Below are 18,829 nucleotides of genomic sequence, written 5' to 3'. Positions count from 1 at the left end.
AGACCTGCGATGAGACCGATCCTCACGCTACGCCAGTACACCCACGACCTGATCGTCCACAGCCACGACCACGCACAACTGGTGTTTGGGCTGTCGGGCGCGCTGGATTTCGAGGTCGACGGTCGTGGCAGTCAGGTGGTGCAACAGAGTTTCGTGGTCGTGCCGTCCGGTTTTCATCATGCCTGCGGCAGCGCCAATGGCAGTCGTTGTCTGGTGCTGGATGTGCCGAGCGATCAATGGGTTTCGCAGTCCCTTGGCGATCACGCCGAGGCCAGCCGCCGCATGCTCGACAACGCTGGGCGCCTGTCGCTGGACGCGGGGCAAAGCCAGCTGGTGAGTTGGCTGGCAGGCAGTCAGATCAGTGATCCGCTGATCGCCCAGCAAGGCGCGGTGCTGTTGCTCGCCAGCCTTAACAATGCCAAACCTGACAGTGTGGGCGGTCGGCGTCTGCCTTATGCGGCGCTGAATGCGCACATCGATCAATACGCGGCCTATCCACTGCAAGTCGCCGATCTGGCGCGCATTGCCGGGCTGTCCAGTGCGCGGTTGCATGCCCGGTTCGTGGCGGAATGCGGACAGACGCCGATGGACTACATTCGCAGTCGTCGGCTGCACATTGCCGTGGGCTTGTTGCGGGATTCAGCACTGCCCATTGGCGAAATCGCCTGTCGGGTCGGCTACAGCTCGCAGAGTGCGTTCGCCGCGGCGGTGTTGCGTGAGTTCGGCGCCTCACCGGGAAAAATACGGCGCGAGGCTGGCGACAAATGACGCGAGTCTGGCGACAGACATAACCGGCTCGGCACGATTCAATGTAGGAGCTGCCGAAGGCTGCGATCTGTTGACCGTGCTTTTTGAAGATCAAGATCAATAGATCGCAGCCTTCGGCAGCTCCTACAGGGGTCGACGGTTGTCGGCCGGGTTCGATACATTTATCAAGGATTGCAATGACTCCCCGTACCGCCCTTGGCGCTCTGCATATCGGTGCACTGATGTTCGGCCTGACTGGCGTATTCGGCAAACTCGCCGCTGCTTCGCCGGCCATCATCGTGTTCGGCCGTGCTGCGTTTGCCGTCCTTGCCCTGACGTTTTTCGCACGGTTCGCCAGCAATACCCGCTGGCAGAAACTCGACGCCGCGGACCTGCGCCGCCTGCTGCTCAGCGGCTTGCTGCTGACCGGGCACTGGGTGAGTTTCTTCATTGCGGTGAAGGTAGCCGGGGTGGCGATCGCGACCCTGGGCTTTACCAGTTTCCCGGCGTTTACCGTGATCCTCGAAGGGCTGATTTTCCGCGAGCGTATCCGCGCCAATGAAATCCTGCTGGTGGTGCTGGTCAGTATTGGACTGGTACTGGTCACACCGGATTTCGATCTGGCCAGCGGCGCCACCACTGGACTGTTGTGGGCGGTGGCTTCCGGCTTGCTGTTCGCCCTGCTGTCCCTGACTAACCGCGCCAGCTCCGGACGAGTCCCGCCGGTGCAGGCTGCCTTGTGTCAGAACGTGGTGGTTGCGATCTGCCTGCTGCCGGTGGCGACGCCGCAGTTGAGCGAAGTGCGCGCCATCGACTGGCTGTGGATCGGCCTGCTCGGGGTGTTCTGCACCGGCGTCGCCCACAGCCTGTTCGTCGCCAGCCTGGCAGTGATCAAAGCCCGGACCGCGTCAGTGGTGTTTGCTCTGGAGCCGGTTTACGGCATCACCCTGGCCTGGCTGTTGTTCGATGAAAACCCGACCCTGCGCATGCTGATCGGCGGCGCATTGATCCTCGTGGCCATCGTGGTTTCCAGCCGGTTGTCCGGCAGCTCAAGCAAGAACGCCGTGGCGGCACAAGCCCCATCTCACTGAGCGCGATCGTTGTGGCCCAGGTCGCGGTCCGGATCGATCTGATCGCGGACCCGCTGCTTGAGCACCTTGGCCTCGGGAAAACCACCGTCGACCTTGCGCTCCCAGAGCTGCACATCGTCACAGAAAATGTGAAAAACCCCGCCGGTGCCGGGCACCAGAGACACTTTGCCCAGGTCGTCGCCGAAGGTGCTGAGCAGTTCCTGGGCCAGCCAGGCGGCGCGCAACAGCCATTGGCATTGCGTGCAATAGGTGATGACGATTTCCGGTTTACGTGCGGTCATGATTGGCGAAGTTCCTGAGCCTGAGGGGCAATAGCGGTAAAGTGCGCTTCAGCCTCGACGTTGTTAATGGTGCGGACGAGCAGGCGATTTCGCAGGAGCGAGGCCAGTGTTATCGAATACCGGCCAACAGCGTCCGGGCCGTCTCCTTGAGCGGTTCATCGCCTTCCTTGAGCAGCTCGTTAAGCAACTCGATGGCACTGTCCAGATCGCCGTCGTCGATGCAGGTCTGGGCCTGTTCAAGTTTACCCGCGCTGCTCGGCCCCGCCGGTTCAAGATCCATCAATTCAGCATTCAGCGGCTCAAGCTCCAGCGGCTGGCCGGGATCGCTGAACTCGTTGAGAAAGGTCTCGTCCAGAGATTGGGCGTCAGGTTCGGCGATCCATTCAAGCTCGGGTTCGTCCAGCGTCGGCTCCTCGGGCATTTCGAAAACATCGGGCAATACATGCAGATTCGAGGTGAACCCGGGGTCGTCTACCTGCTCTGACTCATTCGACGGTTTAGCGCTGGATGATGGGCTTTCGAAGGGGCTGATCAGGTCCCAATTCGAATCCATCGACAGATCATCGAGGTTCAACTGGAACTCATCGCTCGGTGCCGCTTCAGGGATTGCAGGCATGGGCGGCGCCACTGCCACGGCGGCGACCACCGGTGCGGCGCTGATCAGTTTCGGATGGTGGGCGCGGATGTCCTGAAGTTGCTGTGCATCGAACCCGGCGTCTCGCAGGCTACTTTCCTGCGCGTCATAAGCTTGCACGTCCCCCTGTTTACCGAGGACTTCCAACAGTTGCACGGCCAGATCGGTGCGCTGGGGTTCCCTGATCAACGCATCTCGCAACAAACCGGCCGCCTCGGACAAACGGCCATATGCCAGATAGATACCAACCCCTTCCAGCACGTCGCCTGCGGGAGGCTCTTCGGCCGATCCGGCTAGCGGTTGCGGCTGGGACGTCGGCCTGATCGGTTCTGCGGTACGGTTGAGTACCGGTTCATGACGCGACGGCAGCACGGGTAACGGCTCGGGCTGGACCTGATCCTGAACCTGCTGTCGTTGACGGCGAATGAATACGCCAAACAACGCCAACGCCACTATTGCCAGCATCCCGATGATCAACAGCCATGGAGTCGGTTCAGACTCCTCAGCTACAACGGGCACCGGTGCCGTCACCTGGGGCACGACCGGCTCTAACGATGCCTGTTTGACTTCCGCCAATTGGGTTTGCAGCTCGATCACCTGCTTTTTCTGACCGGCGATCTGCTCGTCCTGCCCCTGAAGCTTCGCATTGAGTTCATCAATGGTCTTTTGCAACTGTTGGTTCTGCAGCACGCTGGCGGCCAGTTGCTCGGCACCAGCATCATTCGCAGGCGCGGAAGCTGGTTTATCGACATCAGGCTTGGGCGCCGCCTTCGCAGCAGGTGGCGGTGCAACAGCCGGTTCGACGGACGGGAACGCGGAAGACTGAGGGCGCGGCGCGGGGTCGTCGTTGGCGGGAACAATGCCCGGCGAACCCGGCGGATCGATCAGCACGGTGTACTCGCGCAGCAGACGCCCGTTGGGCTGATTGAGCTGCACCAGAAAATTCAGAAAGGGTTCATTGACCGGTTTGCTGGAAGTTACCCGGATCAGGCTGCGGTTGCCCCGCAGGATCGGTGTGAACTTCAGGTCGGTGAGGAAGAACACCCGCTCGACACCGGCGCGACTGAACTCGTCCGCCGTCGCCAGGCTGACCGACAGCTCGCCCTCCTCCAGACCACCGGCGTCCACCAGGGCGATGTCGGCATTGAACGGCTGGTTCAACGCCGAATGCTGGGTGATCTCGCCCAGCCCCAGCGCAGGGGCCAATGCCGAGTAAGTGACGGCACCACCGACCAGCAGCAGCCTGGCGCAACACCGCAATACAACGTGCCAACTCTCAAGCATGAGCATCCCTTAGATAACCAGAACCAACCTGTACGTATTCGCACATCCGGTACGAACACTATATTGCCTAGGGGGCGTTCTCAATGAGTTTCCCCTCCGCGTTGTCGCCTTAAAGCGGGCCAGGCAAGGCGCAGGCCGCTGGGAATGGTTGTTCCCTTTCCAAGGCCTGCAACGCAGGCTGGCCCGCTTTAAGGCACAACCCGAAGGGCCGGGCCTGCTGTTGTGCAGGGGTGCGTTGCTCGATGCTTAGTTGGAATGACCAAACCACGCTTCTCGCGCCTTGCCCTGCACAACAGCAGACCCGGCGCGGTGGGGAAACTCATTGAGAACGCCCCCTAGTTCTTTATAGTCTGCCCAACGGGGTATCTCAAAAGTCCGGCGCGTGGTTGTGCCTCAAGATTTTTCCAGGTTGGCCAGGATGTGCCCATGGACTCGCATGCAGACTTTCAAATCCGCCTCATCAACGCCTTCGAACAGTTCGTGGCGCAATTGAGTGGCAATGGTTTCAATTTGTTCGATCAAGGGTCGGGCCGGGGCACAGAGGACGATTTTTTTCGCCCGGCGGTCTTCCAGCACGGATTGGCGCTGCACCAGGCCCTGACTTTCCAGGCTGTCGAGCAATCGAGCCAGGGTGGGCCCTTCGACGCCGACGCTTTGCGCCAGTTCGCGTTGGGTGGGGGCATCATCGAAACGCGCCAGATGCAGCAGCACCAGCCAGCGCGCCTGGGACAGACCCAGGCCAGCCAGTCGGCGGTCCAGTTCGGCACGCCAGCCCCGAGACATCTGGGCCAGTTGCATGCCAAAACGGTGTTGATCGGTTAACGGCATAAAACACTCATGGTTAGACTGAAAATAGAGAAAAACTAATTATTAGTCAGCTAAGCATGACCTTTGGCTATAGGCAAGGTTTGCTCTGTACTGAATCGTTACATCTGTGCCGCAGGTCATTCAGACTTCGAATTCCGACTGCAGGGCGGCACGAACGCAGTACAAAACGCCTTCCGGAACTCTCCCCGCGAACAGCGCGGCAATCTCCGACACGGGCGGCAACTCGCCTTCGCCATCGAGGAAAGCGTCCTGGACTTCGCCCATCAACTCTTCAGGCAAATCCAGCGCCTGTTCCAGTGACAACTGCTGCTTGCCAATCGCCTCGGCGAGCATCGCGTAGACGTTCTTTTCCGAACATTGCAGCTGACCGGCGATCTGCAGGGGTGTCATGCCGGCCCGGGCCAGGGTGATCAGCTCGTGGCGCACATCGGCCACCACTTTCGGCGCCTCGACCTGACCACCGAGCACTTCGAGGAAAGCCTCGCCGTAACGCTCCAGCTTGCGCGCGCCAACGCCGCTGACCGTGGCCATTTCCGCCAGCGAGGTCGGCTGGCTGCGGAGCATTTCCAGCAGTGTCGAGTCGGGGAAGATGACATATGGCGGCACACCGTGTTCTTCGGCCAATTTGCGCCGCAAGGCACGCAAGGCTTCCCACTGTTCGCGTTCTTCACCGCGAACCAGTTGGCTGGCCTGGCTCTTGCTGCTTTTGGCGGTGGTTTGCGGCTTGAGGTCGCGACGCAGTTCCAGGGTCACTTCGCCTTTGAGCAGCGGTCGGCAGGTATCGCTCAGGCGCAAACCGCCGTAGCCTTCGAGGTCGATGTCGGCCAGACCACGGGCAACAAGTTGTCGGAACAAGGAGCGCCATTCGCTCTCCCCCATCGCTTTGCCTACACCGTATACCGACAAATGCTGATGACCGAAGCTGCGAACCTTTTCGTTGTCCTTGCCCAGCAATACGTCGACCAGATGACCGACGCCATAACGCTGACCGGTGCGATAAATCGCCGACAGCGCCTGACGGGCCGGCTCGGTGGCGTCCCAGGTCTGCACGCCATCGACACAGTTGTCGCAGTGGCCGCAGGGCTCGGGCATGTCTTCGTCGAAGTACGCGAGCAGGGTCTGGCGGCGGCAGCGGGTTTCTTCGCAGAGCGAGAGCATGGCGTCGAGCTTGTGCTGCTCCAGACGCTTGTGGCGCTCGTCGCCTTCGGAGTTTTGCAACATCTGCTTGAGCATCACCACGTCTTGCAAGCCGTACGCCATCCAGGCATCCGCCGGCAGGCCATCACGACCGCCGCGACCGGTTTCCTGGTAATAGGCCTCAAGGGACTTCGGCAAATCCAGGTGAGCCACAAAACGTACGTTAGGCTTGTCTATGCCCATGCCGAACGCCACGGTGGCGACCATGATCAACCCTTCCTCGTTGAGGAAGCGCTTCTGGTGATGGGCCCGCGTGTCGTTGGGCAGACCGGCGTGGTACGGCAGCGCCGGGAAACCTTGCTCGCTGAGGAACACCGCGACTTCATCAACCTTTTTGCGCGACAGGCAGTAAACGATACCGGCATCGCTGCGCCGCTCGGCGAGGAACGCCAGCAACTGCTTGCGCGGCTGTTCCTTGGGCACGATGCGATAGAAAATATTGGGGCGGTCGAAACTGGATAGGAAGCGCTCGGCATCCTGCAAATGCAGGCGATCGACGATTTCTTCGCGGGTGCGCTTGTCGGCGGTGGCGGTCAAGGCAATGCGCGGGACGTTGGGGAACAATTCCGCCAACTGACCCAGTTGCAGGTATTCCCGACGGAAGTCGTGGCCCCACTGGGACACGCAATGCGCTTCGTCGATGGCGAACAGGGCAATTTCAAGGCTTTGCAGGAAGGCCAGCATGCGCGGCTGAACCAGGCGCTCGGGTGCCAGGTAGAGCATTTTCACCTCGCCGCGCTTGATCCGCGCCGCCAGATCACGCTGTTGCTCAGCGCTCAACGTGGAGTTCAACGCCGCAGCGGCGACGCCCAGCTCTTCGAGGGTGGCGACCTGATCGTCCATCAGCGCGATCAGCGGTGACACCACCACCGCCAGGCCCTCGCGCAGCAGTGCCGGCACCTGGAAGCACAAGGATTTGCCGCCACCGGTAGGCATCAGCACCAGGGCGTCGCCGCCACTGGCCACGCGCTCAATGATTGCACCCTGACGGCCACGGAAACTGTCGTAGCCGAAGATGTCCTTGAGGACGCGTTGAGCCTGTTCGAGCATAAAAACTCCAAAAATCACCGAAACATCCCTGCAAGGCTGGTTCAGAATCATGAAAGCTGCACCGACAAATCGTAAGTGCGCATTGCATGACCCTGCACATTTCAGCCGTGACGCCAGCAGGGCATCACAAAACGCGCGAGTATACCCGACGCCTGTCCGGCAAAGGGTGCCGCTGATAAGACGCACGGGCGCGCAAAAATGCCGCGCGGCTGGCCTGAGCGCTCAAGAAGGCCTAGAATTCCCGCATCGTATATTCCCCAAGGTAGCCCTTTAATGTCCTTCGCTGAGCAACTAACCCGCCTGCAAGTCTTCCTCGACGCCGACGAGCTGCATGACGAGGCGCTGGACTACGTGGCCGCCCACGGCTACCTCACCGCGCTGTCGATCTGTTCCGAAAGCGTTCCCGACCGTGAATGGATCGATGCGCTGTTCGCCGAAGAGCCGCATTACGCCGACGACACCGAGCGTGAAGCGATCGAGTCCACCCTGCTGCTGCTCAAGGCGCACATCGCCCGCCAACTGGCGTCCGACGAAGAGTTCGAGCTGCCGTGCGACCTCGACCTGGGCGACGACCCGGATGATTCCGACCTGCGCGGCTGGTGCATCGGTTTCATGGAAGGCGTGTTCCTGCGCGAAGCAGCCTGGTTCGAAACCGCCGAAGACGAAGTCAGCGAAATGCTGCTGCCGATCATGGTCGGTTCGGGTCTGTTCGACGAACAGCCTGAGTTCTCCGACATCGCGGCCGACGCCAACCTGATGGACGACATGATCGTGCAGATCCCGGAAGCCCTGACCGCGCTGTACCTGCTGTGCAACGCGCCAGACGAAAAACCGGCGATTCTCAAGCCACGTCACCACTAAGGTTTTGCCTATGGACAACCCCATAGGCAACCGCTCCCTGATGTTGCGCTACGTGCTGCTGGCCATCGGCTGGCTGAGCGTAGCGCTGGGGGTGATCGGGATTTTCCTGCCGGTGCTGCCCACCACACCGTTCCTGTTGCTGGCGGCCGCCTGTTTCGCCCGCAGTTCACCGCGCTTCTATCAGTGGCTGGTGGAACATCCACGGCTTGGGCCGTGGGTTCGTGATTATCTGAGTGGCAACGGCATTCCGCTCAAGGGCAAGGTCTATGCGATCGGCATCATGTGGGCAAGCATTCTGCTGTCCTGCTATCTGGTGCCCCTGCCGTGGGCGCGCGGGTTCATGCTGACCAGTGCGGCGCTGGTGACGGTTTATATCCTTCGGCAGAAGACGCTGCACAAATCTTGAGATTGATCGTTCCCACGGTCCCCGTGGGAACGATCATCAACTCTGCGTCTTTCGTCCGACGACCTGCTCTTCCTCGCTGAAAACACCGCCTAGACTTCAGACATCTGCACCCGAGCAGCCAGACATGTCCCGCAGTCTGCGTAGTCCAGGAAGGTCAACGCTCCGACTTCGGTTCGGCGGATGGCTGCTGCTGACGAGTTTTCTGCTGGCAGGGCCAGGCAGCCTCTCGGCTGATCACGACTTTGCGCAGATTCTGCAAACGGTCCAAAAACGCTACGGCCCCCTTGGTCTGGCTCGGGGACGGATCGAGGCCTGGACTCAAATGCTGCAAAGCGAACTCAACTCGCTCGAGCACGAACAACTGAACGCGGTCAATAGCTTCTTCAATCAACAACTGAGTTTTCAAGACGACACACGTATCTGGCATCAGACCGATTACTGGGCCACACCAGTGGAATCCTTGATCAAGGCAGCAGGCGACTGTGAAGACTACGCCCTGGCGAAATATTTCAGCCTGCGTCACCTCGGCATTCCCAGCGAGAAACTGCGCATCACCTACGTCAAGGCCCTGACCCAGAATCAGGCGCACATGGTATTGACCTTCTACAGCAGCCCCACGGCCGATCCGCTGGTGCTGGACAATCTGAGCAACGAAATTCGTCCCGCCTCCCAGCGCAAAGACCTGCTGCCGGTGTACGCCTTCAACGCCGAAGGCCTGTACTTGCCGGCAGCCAATGGCGGCAAACGCAGCAGCGACTCGAAAAAACTGTCGCGTTGGCAAGACGTGTTGAGAAAGATGCAATTTGAAGGGTTCGCCGTGGGCGAAGGCTAGCCGCTATTGCAAGGAGCGTTTTATGTCATTGCGTAAACAGTTGTTTCTCGCCATTTGCCTGTTCTTGCTGGTGGCCTTCGGCGGCAGTTTTTTTGTCAGCCTGGAAAGCTCTCGCGAACAAATGCTCGGTCAGTTGCGCTCCCACGCCCAGGACGCCGCCACGGCACTGGGCCTTTCGCTGACTGAGCAGATCGACGACCCGGCGATGACTGAATTGATGGTCAGCTCGATTTTCGACAGTGGCTATTTCAGCAGCATCCGGGTCGTCAATATTGTGGATGAACAGGTGTTGGTGGAACGTAGCGTGCCAACGCAAATCGAGGGCGTTCCCGGCTGGTTTGTGAGTTTGGTGAACCTGCGTCCACAGGGTGGCGATGCACTGATCATGCGTGGCTGGGAGCAGGCGGCACGGGTCGAAGTGTTGAGCAATCCGCAGTTCGCCCTGGCCAAACTCTGGGACAGCACCCTCGGCAGCCTGATCTGGCTGCTGATTTGCGGCTTGCTCAGCGCGGTATTTGGGGGCTGGTTATTGCGCCGCCAATTGCGCCCACTCGACAAGATGGTCAAACAGGCTGAAGCCATCAGTAAGCGCGAGTTCCGCAGCTTGCCGAAACTGCCGCGCACTCCGGAACTCAAACGCGTGGTGCTGGCCATGAATCAGATGGTGGAGAAACTCAAGGCGCTGTTCGAAGAAGAGGCCACGCGCAGCGAAAAACTGCGGTCCGATGCTTATCAGGACAGTCTTACGGGTTTAGCCAACCGGCGCTTGCTGGATGAGCAACTGGCCGATGAACTACTGGTTTCCGAGCAAAGCCGCGACGGCCATTTACTCATGCTGCGGATCAATGACCTGATCGGTCTCAACCAACGTTTGGGCGGCCAGCGCACCGATACCCTGATCGGCGCTGTCGGCGAATTGCTCAAGCGCCTGACGCAGCCACCGGAACGTCGAACCTGGCTTGCGGCGCGCAATCGCGGCGGTGAATTCAGCTTGCTGACGCCGGGCGTGGACACTAAGGATGCCACCCGCCTGGCCTCCGAAATCAGCGCCACTCTGGAAAACCTGCGCCTGACCGGTGCCAGCGACTGTATGCCGGTGGCGCACCTGGGCGTCGTCGCCTACAACCCCGGTGAACCGGTAAGCGACGTGCTGCTGCGCCTTGATCAAGCGCTGACCCAGGCCCGACAGCACCCCGAGCGGCCGTGGATACACTTGGCCCATTCCGATACCGCTCCGAACCAGTCCCAACATGACTGGCGCAGCTGGATCGACGAAGCGCTGACCGAGGGCAAGCTGCAGCTGTATTTCCAACCGGTGGTGCAATGCGCCGACACCAGCCAGGTGCTGCATCACAAAGTCCTCGCACGTCTGCTCGATCCGCAGGGCGAGGCAATTGCCGCCGGGCATTTCCTGCCGTGGATCGAGCGCCTTGGCTGGGCGGCACGGTTCGACCTGGCGATGCTCGAAACCACCCTCGAATACCTCGCCGCCAACCGTTGGCCGCTCGCGCTGAGCTTGTCCGGCAGCACGCTACGCGATCAGACCCAGCTGAAGCTGATCTGCGACATACTTGAATCACTGCCGGAACTGGCGCCGCTGCTGACCCTGGAAATCGACGAACGCCAACTGCCGCCCCCCGAAGAGCTGCAACGCCTGAGCCATAGCCTGCTCAACACCGGTTATCGCATCGGTTTGCAGCACTTCGGCGGCAGCTTCAGCCAGATCGGCAACCTGACACAACTGGGGCTGGCTTACCTGAAAATCGACGGGGCCTACATTCGGGGTATCAATGAACAGACTGACAAGCGCCTGTTCATCGAGGCAATTTTCCGGGCGACCAACAGTATTGATTTACCATTGATTGCCGAGATGGTGGAGACGCAGGAGGAGCTGGAGGTCATTCGGGAGCTGGGGGTGTTCGGGGTGATGGGAAGACTGATCGGGCCGCCGGAGCCGATGTGAGTCGCAAGGCACGCATCATCAGATACAGCGCGTCATCGTTCATCGCGAGCAGGTGTTCGATGCCGGCACCTCAGGGCCGGCGATCCTCGACTCGCGCCTGACTCTTGCTCCAGTCGGTCAGCAGGCTATAAGCCACGGCCAACAACGTCGGGCCGATGAACAGACCGATAAACCCAAACGCAATCAACCCGCCAAATACTCCGAGCAGCACAATCACCAACGGCAAGTTCCCGCCCCGACTGATCAGGTAGGGCTTAAGCACGTTGTCGACCCCGCTGATGATGAACATCCCCCAAATCCCGAGGAACACCGCCATCCCGTACTCACCCTTCCAGGCCAACCACGCCGTGGCCGGAATCCACACCAACGGCGGCCCCATCGGAATCAGACTGAGCAAAAACGTCACAATCCCCAGCACCAACGCGCCGGGCACGCCGGCAATCAGGAAACCGATCAATGCCAGCACGGCCTGAGCCGCCGCCGTACCGATCACCCCATTGACCACCCGCTGCACCGTGCCCGCCACCAGGTCTATGTAATATCCGGCGCGGTCGCCAATCAGCCGCTCCAGCAACCCATGGACAAACACCGCCAACCGCGGCCCGTCCCGGTAGAAAAAGAACACAAAGACAATACTCAGCGTCAGCTCAAGGATGCCACCACCGATCTGTGCACTGCGCGCCAGCAACCAGTTACCGACCTGCCCCAGGTAAGGCTTGATCGCCAGCATCATCGCCGCGCCTTGCTGATCGATGCTGTTCCAGAGCCCCACCAACCGCTCGCCGACCAAGGGAATACTGCCCAGCCAGATCGGTGCTTCAGGCAGACCGTCGACTTGCACATCCTTGATGAACGCCGTGGCATCGCGTACATGATCCGCCAGGTTGAAGCCCAGCCACACCAGCGGTGCTGCCACCAACAGCATCCAGCCCAGCGTCAGTAACAGCGCCGCCAGGGATTCACGGCCATTGAGCCAACGGGTCAACAAACGCATCAACGGCCAACTGGCAAACGCCAGCACCGCGCCCCAGAACAGCGCCGACCAGAACGGCGCCATCACCCAGAAGCTCGCGCCAAACAGCACCAGGAGCAGAATCTGCACCAACAGCCGATCGTTATTGGGCATGTAATGTCTCGAAAAAGTCAGTCAACGAAGAGTAGGCGAACGCGCCGAACGCGCTCGCCCAATTGAAGCTTATCGCAACAGCTCGAAGTGCAGGCCAGAGCCTTCGACGCTGCCGGTTTCCATCCGTGCCGACCGCACGCCCTGGGCGATCAGCGCCTGGCGCCAGGCTTCGGCATTGGGCCCCGAAACATTGACGCGCAACGTGGTGTCCAGGTTCAGGCCTCGGGAAATCAAACGCAGCCAGGTGTCGTCTGGGTCCCCGTCGAGTTTGGGGAAATCAAGTTCACCGGTGCTTTTGAGCTGTCGCAGCAAGGTCGCGGAAGTTGGCAGCAAATCGCCCAATGGTGCGGCAGCGTCGAACTGCTCGACGTGCAGATAGGCTTTGCGATTGCCGCGAGTGATGCTGTAAAGCGCCACCAGCGTGTTGTCTTGAGGGGCTGCCAGACGCAGCAGCAAATAGGCCTGCTGGTTATCGGCGCCATACAGCTTGGCATTGCCGAAGACTTCATTGGCCCACAGGCTGCTTTCGCCGCAATCACGTGCCTGACACCAGAACAGCAACTCGGCGCCCTGCTTTTGCAACGCTTCGCGGGCGGCGGTGAAGGCATCGATAGAGGAATGCTCCGGTGGCAACTCGTAGGTGACCGAGGTGGCGTGCCCACGGGCACTGACCTGGCCGTCGAAGCGCAACTGACCGCTGATCTTGCGGATCGAACCCAGCGGGTAAATCCGCTCGAGCTCGACAGCCGGGCGATAGTCGACGATCTGCGCATCGACCATACGCGGAACGATCGGCAGGTCCTGACTGCCAGGGATATCAGCAGCAAATAAAAGAGGACTGAAACAACACAGCGCCAGCAGAGTGAGTGAACGCATGGATAGACTCATCGAATCAGCATGGCCTGGGCACCCTTGATGACACTGTCGTCATCGATGCGCTCGGGCACCAGTAAGCCGCGTTGTACCGCAGGGCGCGCCTCCATTGTAGCCATCCAGCGCTGCAGGGCTGACAAGCCATCCACCGCGACACCAGACCATTCATGGCCACGGACCCACGGATAAGTGGCAATGTCGGCAATGCTGTACTCGCCCGCGAGAAACTCTACGGTTTGCAGACGTGTGTCGAGCACTTCATACAGGCGCCGGGTTTCGTGTTGATAACGGTCGATGGCCCCCTGGAGTTTTTCCGGGAAATAACGGAAAAACACGTTGGCCTGGCCCTGCATCGGGCCGATTCCGCCCATCTGGAACATCAGCCACTGCAACACCACCGAGCGCCCCTTGGGGTCTTGGGGCAGCAGTTTGCCGGTCATCTCGGCGAGGTAAATCAGGATCGCGCCGGACTCGAACACGGCGAAATCGCCATTGGCACGGTCGACAATCGCCGGAATCCGCCCATTGGGATTGATCTTGAGGAAGTCCTCGGATTTCTGTTCCTTTTTGTCGAAACTCAGGGCATGCACCGTATAGGGCAGGCCGAGTTCCTCGAGCACGATAGAGACCTTGTGGCCATTCGGGGTCGCAGCGGTGTACAGATCTATCATGGTTGTCTCCCATTTCAACCCGCCCAGCCTCGACAGTTGCCGGGCTCAAGTCAAGGAACGGCGAAGAACCGATTGAAACAGTCTGCGACAAGGTCGGCACCGGGTTCGTCATTCAGGTGCAAATGATGGCCGCCAGGCAACTGTTCACGGCTAAAGGGTAGACGTTCCAGCAACTCGGGATGTTTGGCGAGCATGCCGTCAGCCGCGACCACCAGGTGTGCCGGGCAACTGACGCGCTGGACGAAAGCCATCGCCTGTTCAGTGGTCAGACGTAGAGGTGATGGAAGGGTCAGGCGATTGTCGGTACGCCAGGTATAACCGCCCGGCACCGGCATCAGGCCACGCTGGGCCAGCAATTCGGCGGCTTCGCGACTGACTGCCACCAAACCTTTCATTCGTGCTTCGATGGCGCGATCGAGGGTGTTGTAGACCGGTTTGCGTTTTTCCCGCAGATCCAGCTGGGCTTGCAGGGCCATGCCCATGCGCTCGGCGGCGTTTTCGCCTTTGTCTGTAGGAGGAATGACGCCATCGATCAAGGCCAGATGGGTCACCCGTTCCGGCAATGACCCGGCCAGCACCAGGGAGACGATCGCCCCCAGGGAATGCCCCAGCAGCGCAAAACGTTTCCACCCCAACTGCTCGGCCACTTGCAGCACGTCGTGCGCGTAGTCCCACAGCGCGTAACCGGCGCCATTCGGCCGATGCCCCGAGTGACCATGCCCGGCCATGTCCAGCGCGATGATGCGCAAACCCTTGAGCTTGGGCGCCAGCCGGGCAAAGCTGTTGGCGTTGTCCAGCCAGCCGTGCAAGGCGATCACCGGCAAACCATCCTCGGGACCGAACAGGTGCGCCGCCAACTCGATATGCGGCAGGCTCAGGCGAACTTCTTCGACGACGCTGTTCATGCGCTTTCCTGTTGGCTGCGACCGTCCCAGCGACTGAACAGATTCTTCAGCAGCGTGGCCGTGTCTTGTGGACGCTCGAGGGGAAACATATGCCCGCCGGGCATGGTCAAGGACTCACCCAGGGGCATGCGCCCGACGGACCGGGCGTGATGGCGCATCACCACGCGGCTCTTGTGCCCGCGAACCACCGCCAGCGGCACTTTCAACTGCCGTGCACGACCGGGGCTGGTGTGGGGCACACCGCGGTAGATGCTGATTTCCGTGGCCGGATCGAAACGCAGGCGCAACTTGCCACCGACATTGTGCAAACCATGTTGCAGATAGGCCTCAAAGCATTCCGGGTCAAAGCCACGGAACAGGGTTTTACCGGCGAAATACAGTCGGGCCGCGTCCAGATCGGCAAACTCTTCCCGTCGTCCCAACGTACGGCCGGCGGGGGTCAGGCGATCGATGAAACCGAAGCGCTTGGCGGCACGGATCACCCATTGATCGGCGCGGGTCAGCACCGGCGAATCGAGCATCACCACGCCGCGATACAGCTCAGGGCAACGCAAGGCGGCATGCAGGTGCAGCACGCCGCCAAAGGAGTGACCGACGCCCCAGACCGGCCCCGGTTGCTGCTTGAGGTGATGAATCAGCTCATCCACCAGATTGTTCCAGTTGTCGTCCGCTGGAAAACGCGGGTCATGGGCGTGCTGCTCCAGATGCGTCACCTGATACTCGGGCGCCAGCGCCGCGAACAACTTGCCGTAGGTTCCCGAAGGAAAGCCATTGGCGTGGGCGAAAAAAATCTGTTGCGACATACCTGCAAATCCATGAGCGAGAACGGGGGTTGATTGTCCGTAAGACCGTGTCCTACAGCAATGACCATAACTGCCAGGAATGGTGGTAGGAGATGTCGCCGCCAAAATTAAAAGATCAAAAGATCGCAGCCTTCGGCAGCTCCTACCGAAGCCTGCGATCTTTTGATCTTGCGGCTTCAACGCGCCGGCGGGTTCTCACCCACCGGCACCACCGCCATGGTCAACCGCGACACACAACTGACCTTGCCCTCATCGCTGCTCAAACGGATATCCCAGACATGGGTGGTGCGACCAATGTGAATCGCCTTGGCCACCGCCGTCACCCGTCCACTGCGCAAGCCGCGCAAATGGTTGGCGTTTATTTCCAGGCCCACGCAATAAAACTTGCTGGCGTCGATGCACAGGAAACTGGCCATCGAGCCAACGGTTTCGGCCAGCACCACCGAGGCGCCGCCATGCAACAAACCATAGGGCTGGTGCGTGCGATGATCAATAACCATGCTTGCGGTCAGGGACTCGTCATCGAAGGCTTCGAAGCGAATATCCAGCACTTCGCCGATGGTGTTTTTCTGGATTGCGTTCAACTGCTCGACGTTGGGAGTGGTGCGCCACAGACTCATCGTTACGTTCCTTTGTTGGAGTTGTTCGTGGCTTAATCCTGCCACAGCACCGCCTCGCTACGCTCGCTCCATTCTTCGAAGCGCGCACCGTAAGCCGCTTCGATCATGTTGCGCTTGATCTTCAGGGTCGGTGTCAGGAAGCCGTTTTCCACCGCCCAACTGTCCTTGACCACCACCAACCGACGCAAACGCTCATGCCTGTCGAGGACGCCGTTGACCTCCTCCAGCAGTTTTTCCAGGCTTGAATGCAAACCCGCCCGGGCTGATCCCTTCGCGTCCTGCTGACCGACCGCCGACAGCACGCACAACCCCAGTGGTGCGCTCAGCCCATCGCCAACTACGCACACTTGTTCGATCCGTGCATGCACCGCCAGGCGATTCTCGATCGGTGCCGGGGCAACGTATTTGCCTTTACTGGTTTTGAAGATTTCCTTCAGACGCCCAGTCAGGCGCAGGTTGCCTTCGGCATCTTCCTCGCCCTTGTCACCGGTGCGCAGGAAACCGTCCTCCGTGAGGGTTTCGGCGGTTTTATCAGGTTCCTTGAAATAGCCGAGCATGGTCGCGCCGCTACGCACCAATACTTCACCAGACGGCTCGATGCGCACTTCGACTTCCGGGCATGGCTTGCCGATCCAGCCAGGTTTGTTCTGCCCCGGCTGGCCGATGTGGGAATAACCGCAACTTTCGGTCATGCCGTACACCTCCAGCACATCCAGCCCCAGCTTTTGGTACCAGAGCAGCAAGGTCTGCGGCACTGGCGCGGCGCCGGACAAGGCGATGCGCAAGGCGTCCAGCCCCAGCCCGGCGAGGACTTTGTGCCCTACCCGTTTGCCGATGAAAGGCAAGCCGAGCAGGAAGTCGAGGCGTTTTGCCGGAATCTTGCTGTAGACGCCCATCTGGAATTTGGTCCAGATCCGCGGCACGCCAAATAGCGCGGTGGGCCGGGCACGTTTTAGATCAGTGAGGAAGGTATCGAGGCTCTCGGCGAAGAACACGGTTTGCCCGGTGTAGATCGACGCCAGCTCGACGAACATCCGCTCGGCGACGTGGCACAGCGGCAGGTAGGACAGCAGACGATCCGACTCATTCAAGCCGAATAACTGCGTGCCACGGGTGGTGGCGAATCCCAGGTTGCCGAAACTGTGCATCACGCCTTTGGGTTGGCCCGTGGTGCCGGAGGTGTAAATGATGGTCGCCAGTTGATCGGCGGCGGGTTTGGGGTCGTCCTGAATCGGCGAGCTGCGTTGCAGATCGGCCCAGCTGAAATCGAAGGTGCCGGCCGGGCACAGCGGCAGGCTGACGGTTGGCAGGTCGGGGCTGATCCCGGTGGACATGCCCGGCCAGTCATCCAGCTTGCCAATAAACACCAGCGCGGCTTCGGAGTGAATGAGCACCTGGGCCACGGAATCGGCGGTCAGATTGGGATAAAGCGGCACCGAAACATGCCCGGCCATCCAAATGGCCAGGTCGGCGATGATCCAGTGGGCGCAGTTTTTCGAGATCAGCGCGATATGGCTGCCTTGCGGCAATTCGCGAGCCCGTAGCCAGTGGGCGGCACAGCGTGCCTGATGACCGACGTCGGCCCAGGTCAGCGTCTCGACTTGGCCGCCTCCCATCGGCTGCACCAAAAAGCGTTGGCGGGGATGACGGGCTTCACGCTCGTAAAAGGCGTCCAATGGCAAACGGGAAGCAGCAGACATGCGACTTGCTCCTTTATTTTTTGTCTGGAGCAAGCGTAGTCAACCAAGCAAGTGCTTGGTTGACTATTTCACACAAAAACCATGAATGCCGTCTTTAAAAAAAACGGAACGCCACCGCCCGTGCAGGAGCCAGAGCAGAAGCAAATTACGGGTGTTTTATGCCGTTGAGCTTCATTGCCCCGACCAGCAGTTCGTCGCCCTCAAGCTCCGCCAACCCGGCTGTGCCGACTTTCTCCGGGTCCTGCACATGACCATGCTGCAAATAGCCCAGCAGGTTACCGACCAGCGGGTTATGGCTGACCAGCAGTGCGTGATCCACGGACACCAACTGCTCCGCCACTGCTTGCGGAAAAGTGTCGGGCTTGAGCCAGTCGACCGTGCGAATCTCCGGCGCAAAACCCAGCGCCGTACGCACAATTTCTGCCGTCTCCAGCGCTCGATGATAAGGACTGGAATAAATGGCGGTGAGCGGCTGGCCGATCAATTGTGCGGCAGTACGCAACACCTCTTCACGACCCTTGACGGTCAAAGTCCGCTCGGAGTCCGGGCGAGTACCGTGAGGTTCAGCTTCACCATGACGCAATACCCAGAGTTTCATAGTTTTGGCTCCTCATCTCGGGCCGGATGCGGTGCTGGCGCCACAACGTGCGGGGCTTCACCTTCCGGTGTACGGGGCGTCGGCCAATCGGCGAACGGCCAAGGCTTCTGGTCGCTGTGAAAGCTGCCGAAACGACCGATCTGGGCCAGAAACTGGCTCAGGCTGTCGCCGAAGTTCATCAGGCTGGCGCTCGGTGCGCCATATATCAAACGATAGATCAGCTGCACCAGTACTACTGCGCCAAGGATCAATTGCGCCACTTGCCAGACCAGCACATAAACAATCATCCACAGCACCCGCAGCAGGATGGATTCGTACTTGGCTTCTACTTTCGGATCATTCATGTCTTGCTCCCTGCC

19 protein-coding genes are annotated in these 18,829 nt (G+C 60.3%); 6 read left to right on the top strand and 13 right to left on the bottom strand.

What is annotated here, in order from left to right:
- Positions 1 to 9: 9 nt before the first annotated feature.
- Positions 10 to 768 carry an AraC family transcriptional regulator gene (locus MMG91_RS17680; protein ID WP_310660270.1) on the top strand — a complete coding sequence of 253 codons (759 nt, stop codon included), beginning with the start codon at positions 10 to 12 and terminating at the stop codon, positions 766 to 768.
- A 176-nt stretch (positions 769 to 944) separates the two neighbouring features.
- Positions 945 to 1,838 (top strand): DMT family transporter, encoded by an 894-nt coding sequence (locus tag MMG91_RS17675; RefSeq protein ID WP_310660269.1) that lies wholly within the window; start codon positions 945 to 947, stop codon positions 1,836 to 1,838.
- Here the strand turns inward: MMG91_RS17675 and MMG91_RS17670 are convergent.
- The 4 genes from MMG91_RS17670 to recQ form a co-directional block, all read right to left on the bottom strand.
- Positions 1,832 to 2,119, bottom strand: coding sequence for a SelT/SelW/SelH family protein (locus MMG91_RS17670; RefSeq protein WP_310660268.1), 288 nt, complete (start codon positions 2,117 to 2,119; stop codon positions 1,832 to 1,834). The genes MMG91_RS17675 and MMG91_RS17670 overlap by 7 nt on opposite strands.
- 109 nt (positions 2,120 to 2,228) lie before the next feature.
- Positions 2,229 to 4,037 (bottom strand): FimV/HubP family polar landmark protein, encoded by a 1,809-nt coding sequence (locus MMG91_RS17665; protein ID WP_310660267.1) that lies wholly within the window; start codon positions 4,035 to 4,037, stop codon positions 2,229 to 2,231.
- A 393-nt stretch (positions 4,038 to 4,430) separates the two neighbouring features.
- Positions 4,431 to 4,865, bottom strand: coding sequence for a MarR family transcriptional regulator (locus MMG91_RS17660; RefSeq protein ID WP_007895007.1), 435 nt, complete (start codon positions 4,863 to 4,865; stop codon positions 4,431 to 4,433).
- 120 nt (positions 4,866 to 4,985) lie between these two features.
- Complete coding sequence (gene recQ, locus MMG91_RS17655) at positions 4,986 to 7,112, bottom strand: DNA helicase RecQ (RefSeq protein WP_008010974.1); 2,127 nt, start codon at positions 7,110 to 7,112, stop codon at positions 4,986 to 4,988.
- A 273-nt stretch (positions 7,113 to 7,385) separates the two neighbouring features.
- Here recQ and MMG91_RS17650 point away from each other — a divergent pair, with 273 nt between their 5' ends.
- The 4 genes from MMG91_RS17650 (at position 7,386) to lapD (ending at position 11,174) form a co-directional block, all read left to right on the top strand.
- Positions 7,386 to 7,973, top strand: coding sequence for a YecA family protein (locus MMG91_RS17650; RefSeq protein ID WP_007895005.1), 588 nt, complete (start codon positions 7,386 to 7,388; stop codon positions 7,971 to 7,973).
- A 10-nt stretch (positions 7,974 to 7,983) separates the two neighbouring features.
- Positions 7,984 to 8,379, top strand: coding sequence for a YbaN family protein (locus MMG91_RS17645; RefSeq protein ID WP_310660266.1), 396 nt, complete (start codon positions 7,984 to 7,986; stop codon positions 8,377 to 8,379).
- Positions 8,380 to 8,503: 124 nt separating this feature from the next.
- Positions 8,504 to 9,211 carry a cysteine protease LapG gene (gene lapG / locus MMG91_RS17640; RefSeq protein ID WP_310660265.1) on the top strand — a complete coding sequence of 236 codons (708 nt, stop codon included), beginning with the start codon at positions 8,504 to 8,506 and terminating at the stop codon, positions 9,209 to 9,211.
- 22 nt (positions 9,212 to 9,233) lie between these two features.
- Positions 9,234 to 11,174 (top strand): cyclic di-GMP receptor LapD, encoded by a 1,941-nt coding sequence (gene lapD, locus MMG91_RS17635; protein WP_305448703.1) that lies wholly within the window; start codon positions 9,234 to 9,236, stop codon positions 11,172 to 11,174.
- A gap of 70 nt (positions 11,175 to 11,244) precedes the next feature.
- Here the strand turns inward: lapD and MMG91_RS17630 are convergent, their stop codons facing one another.
- The 9 genes from MMG91_RS17630 to MMG91_RS17590 all read right to left on the bottom strand — a co-directional run bounded on the left by MMG91_RS17630 (position 11,245) and on the right by MMG91_RS17590 (position 18,814).
- Positions 11,245 to 12,300, bottom strand: a complete 1,056-nt coding sequence (locus tag MMG91_RS17630; RefSeq protein ID WP_305505262.1) for an AI-2E family transporter — start codon at positions 12,298 to 12,300, stop codon at positions 11,245 to 11,247.
- Between the two features lie 69 nt (positions 12,301 to 12,369).
- Positions 12,370 to 13,176, bottom strand: a complete 807-nt coding sequence (locus tag MMG91_RS17625; protein WP_310660264.1) for a DUF4892 domain-containing protein — start codon at positions 13,174 to 13,176, stop codon at positions 12,370 to 12,372.
- 8 nt (positions 13,177 to 13,184) lie between these two features.
- Positions 13,185 to 13,844, bottom strand: a complete 660-nt coding sequence (locus tag MMG91_RS17620) for a glutathione S-transferase family protein (RefSeq protein ID WP_305448700.1) — start codon at positions 13,842 to 13,844, stop codon at positions 13,185 to 13,187.
- A gap of 50 nt (positions 13,845 to 13,894) precedes the next feature.
- Entirely contained in the window at positions 13,895 to 14,749 is an 855-nt protein-coding gene (locus MMG91_RS17615; protein ID WP_305448699.1) for an alpha/beta hydrolase, read from the bottom strand.
- The gene (locus MMG91_RS17610) at positions 14,746 to 15,552 is read right to left on the bottom strand and encodes an alpha/beta hydrolase (RefSeq protein WP_310660263.1); all 807 of its coding nucleotides are present in this window, start codon (positions 15,550 to 15,552) and stop codon (positions 14,746 to 14,748) included. The genes MMG91_RS17615 and MMG91_RS17610 overlap by 4 nt, the downstream gene beginning before the upstream one ends.
- A gap of 176 nt (positions 15,553 to 15,728) precedes the next feature.
- Positions 15,729 to 16,172 carry a hotdog fold thioesterase gene (locus MMG91_RS17605; RefSeq protein WP_310660262.1) on the bottom strand — a complete coding sequence of 148 codons (444 nt, stop codon included), beginning with the start codon at positions 16,170 to 16,172 and terminating at the stop codon, positions 15,729 to 15,731.
- A 32-nt stretch (positions 16,173 to 16,204) separates the two neighbouring features.
- On the bottom strand, positions 16,205 to 17,872 hold the full coding sequence (locus MMG91_RS17600) for an AMP-binding protein (RefSeq protein ID WP_305505255.1): 1,668 nt from the start codon (positions 17,870 to 17,872) through the stop codon (positions 16,205 to 16,207).
- Between the two features lie 145 nt (positions 17,873 to 18,017).
- Positions 18,018 to 18,470, bottom strand: coding sequence for a phosphohistidine phosphatase SixA (gene sixA / locus MMG91_RS17595; RefSeq protein WP_305448695.1), 453 nt, complete (start codon positions 18,468 to 18,470; stop codon positions 18,018 to 18,020).
- Positions 18,467 to 18,814 (bottom strand): DUF4389 domain-containing protein, encoded by a 348-nt coding sequence (locus MMG91_RS17590; protein WP_052966905.1) that lies wholly within the window; start codon positions 18,812 to 18,814, stop codon positions 18,467 to 18,469. Before MMG91_RS17590 ends, sixA begins: the two co-directional genes overlap by 4 nt.
- Positions 18,815 to 18,829 lie beyond the last annotated feature (15 nt).

Source organism: Pseudomonas sp. JL3 (genome assembly GCF_031570575.1).
GTDB classification, from domain to species: Bacteria; Pseudomonadota; Gammaproteobacteria; order Pseudomonadales; family Pseudomonadaceae; genus Aquipseudomonas; species Aquipseudomonas cucumis.
Note: the sequence above shows the minus strand (reverse complement) of the source record. Positions and strands in the feature narration are given on the sequence as shown.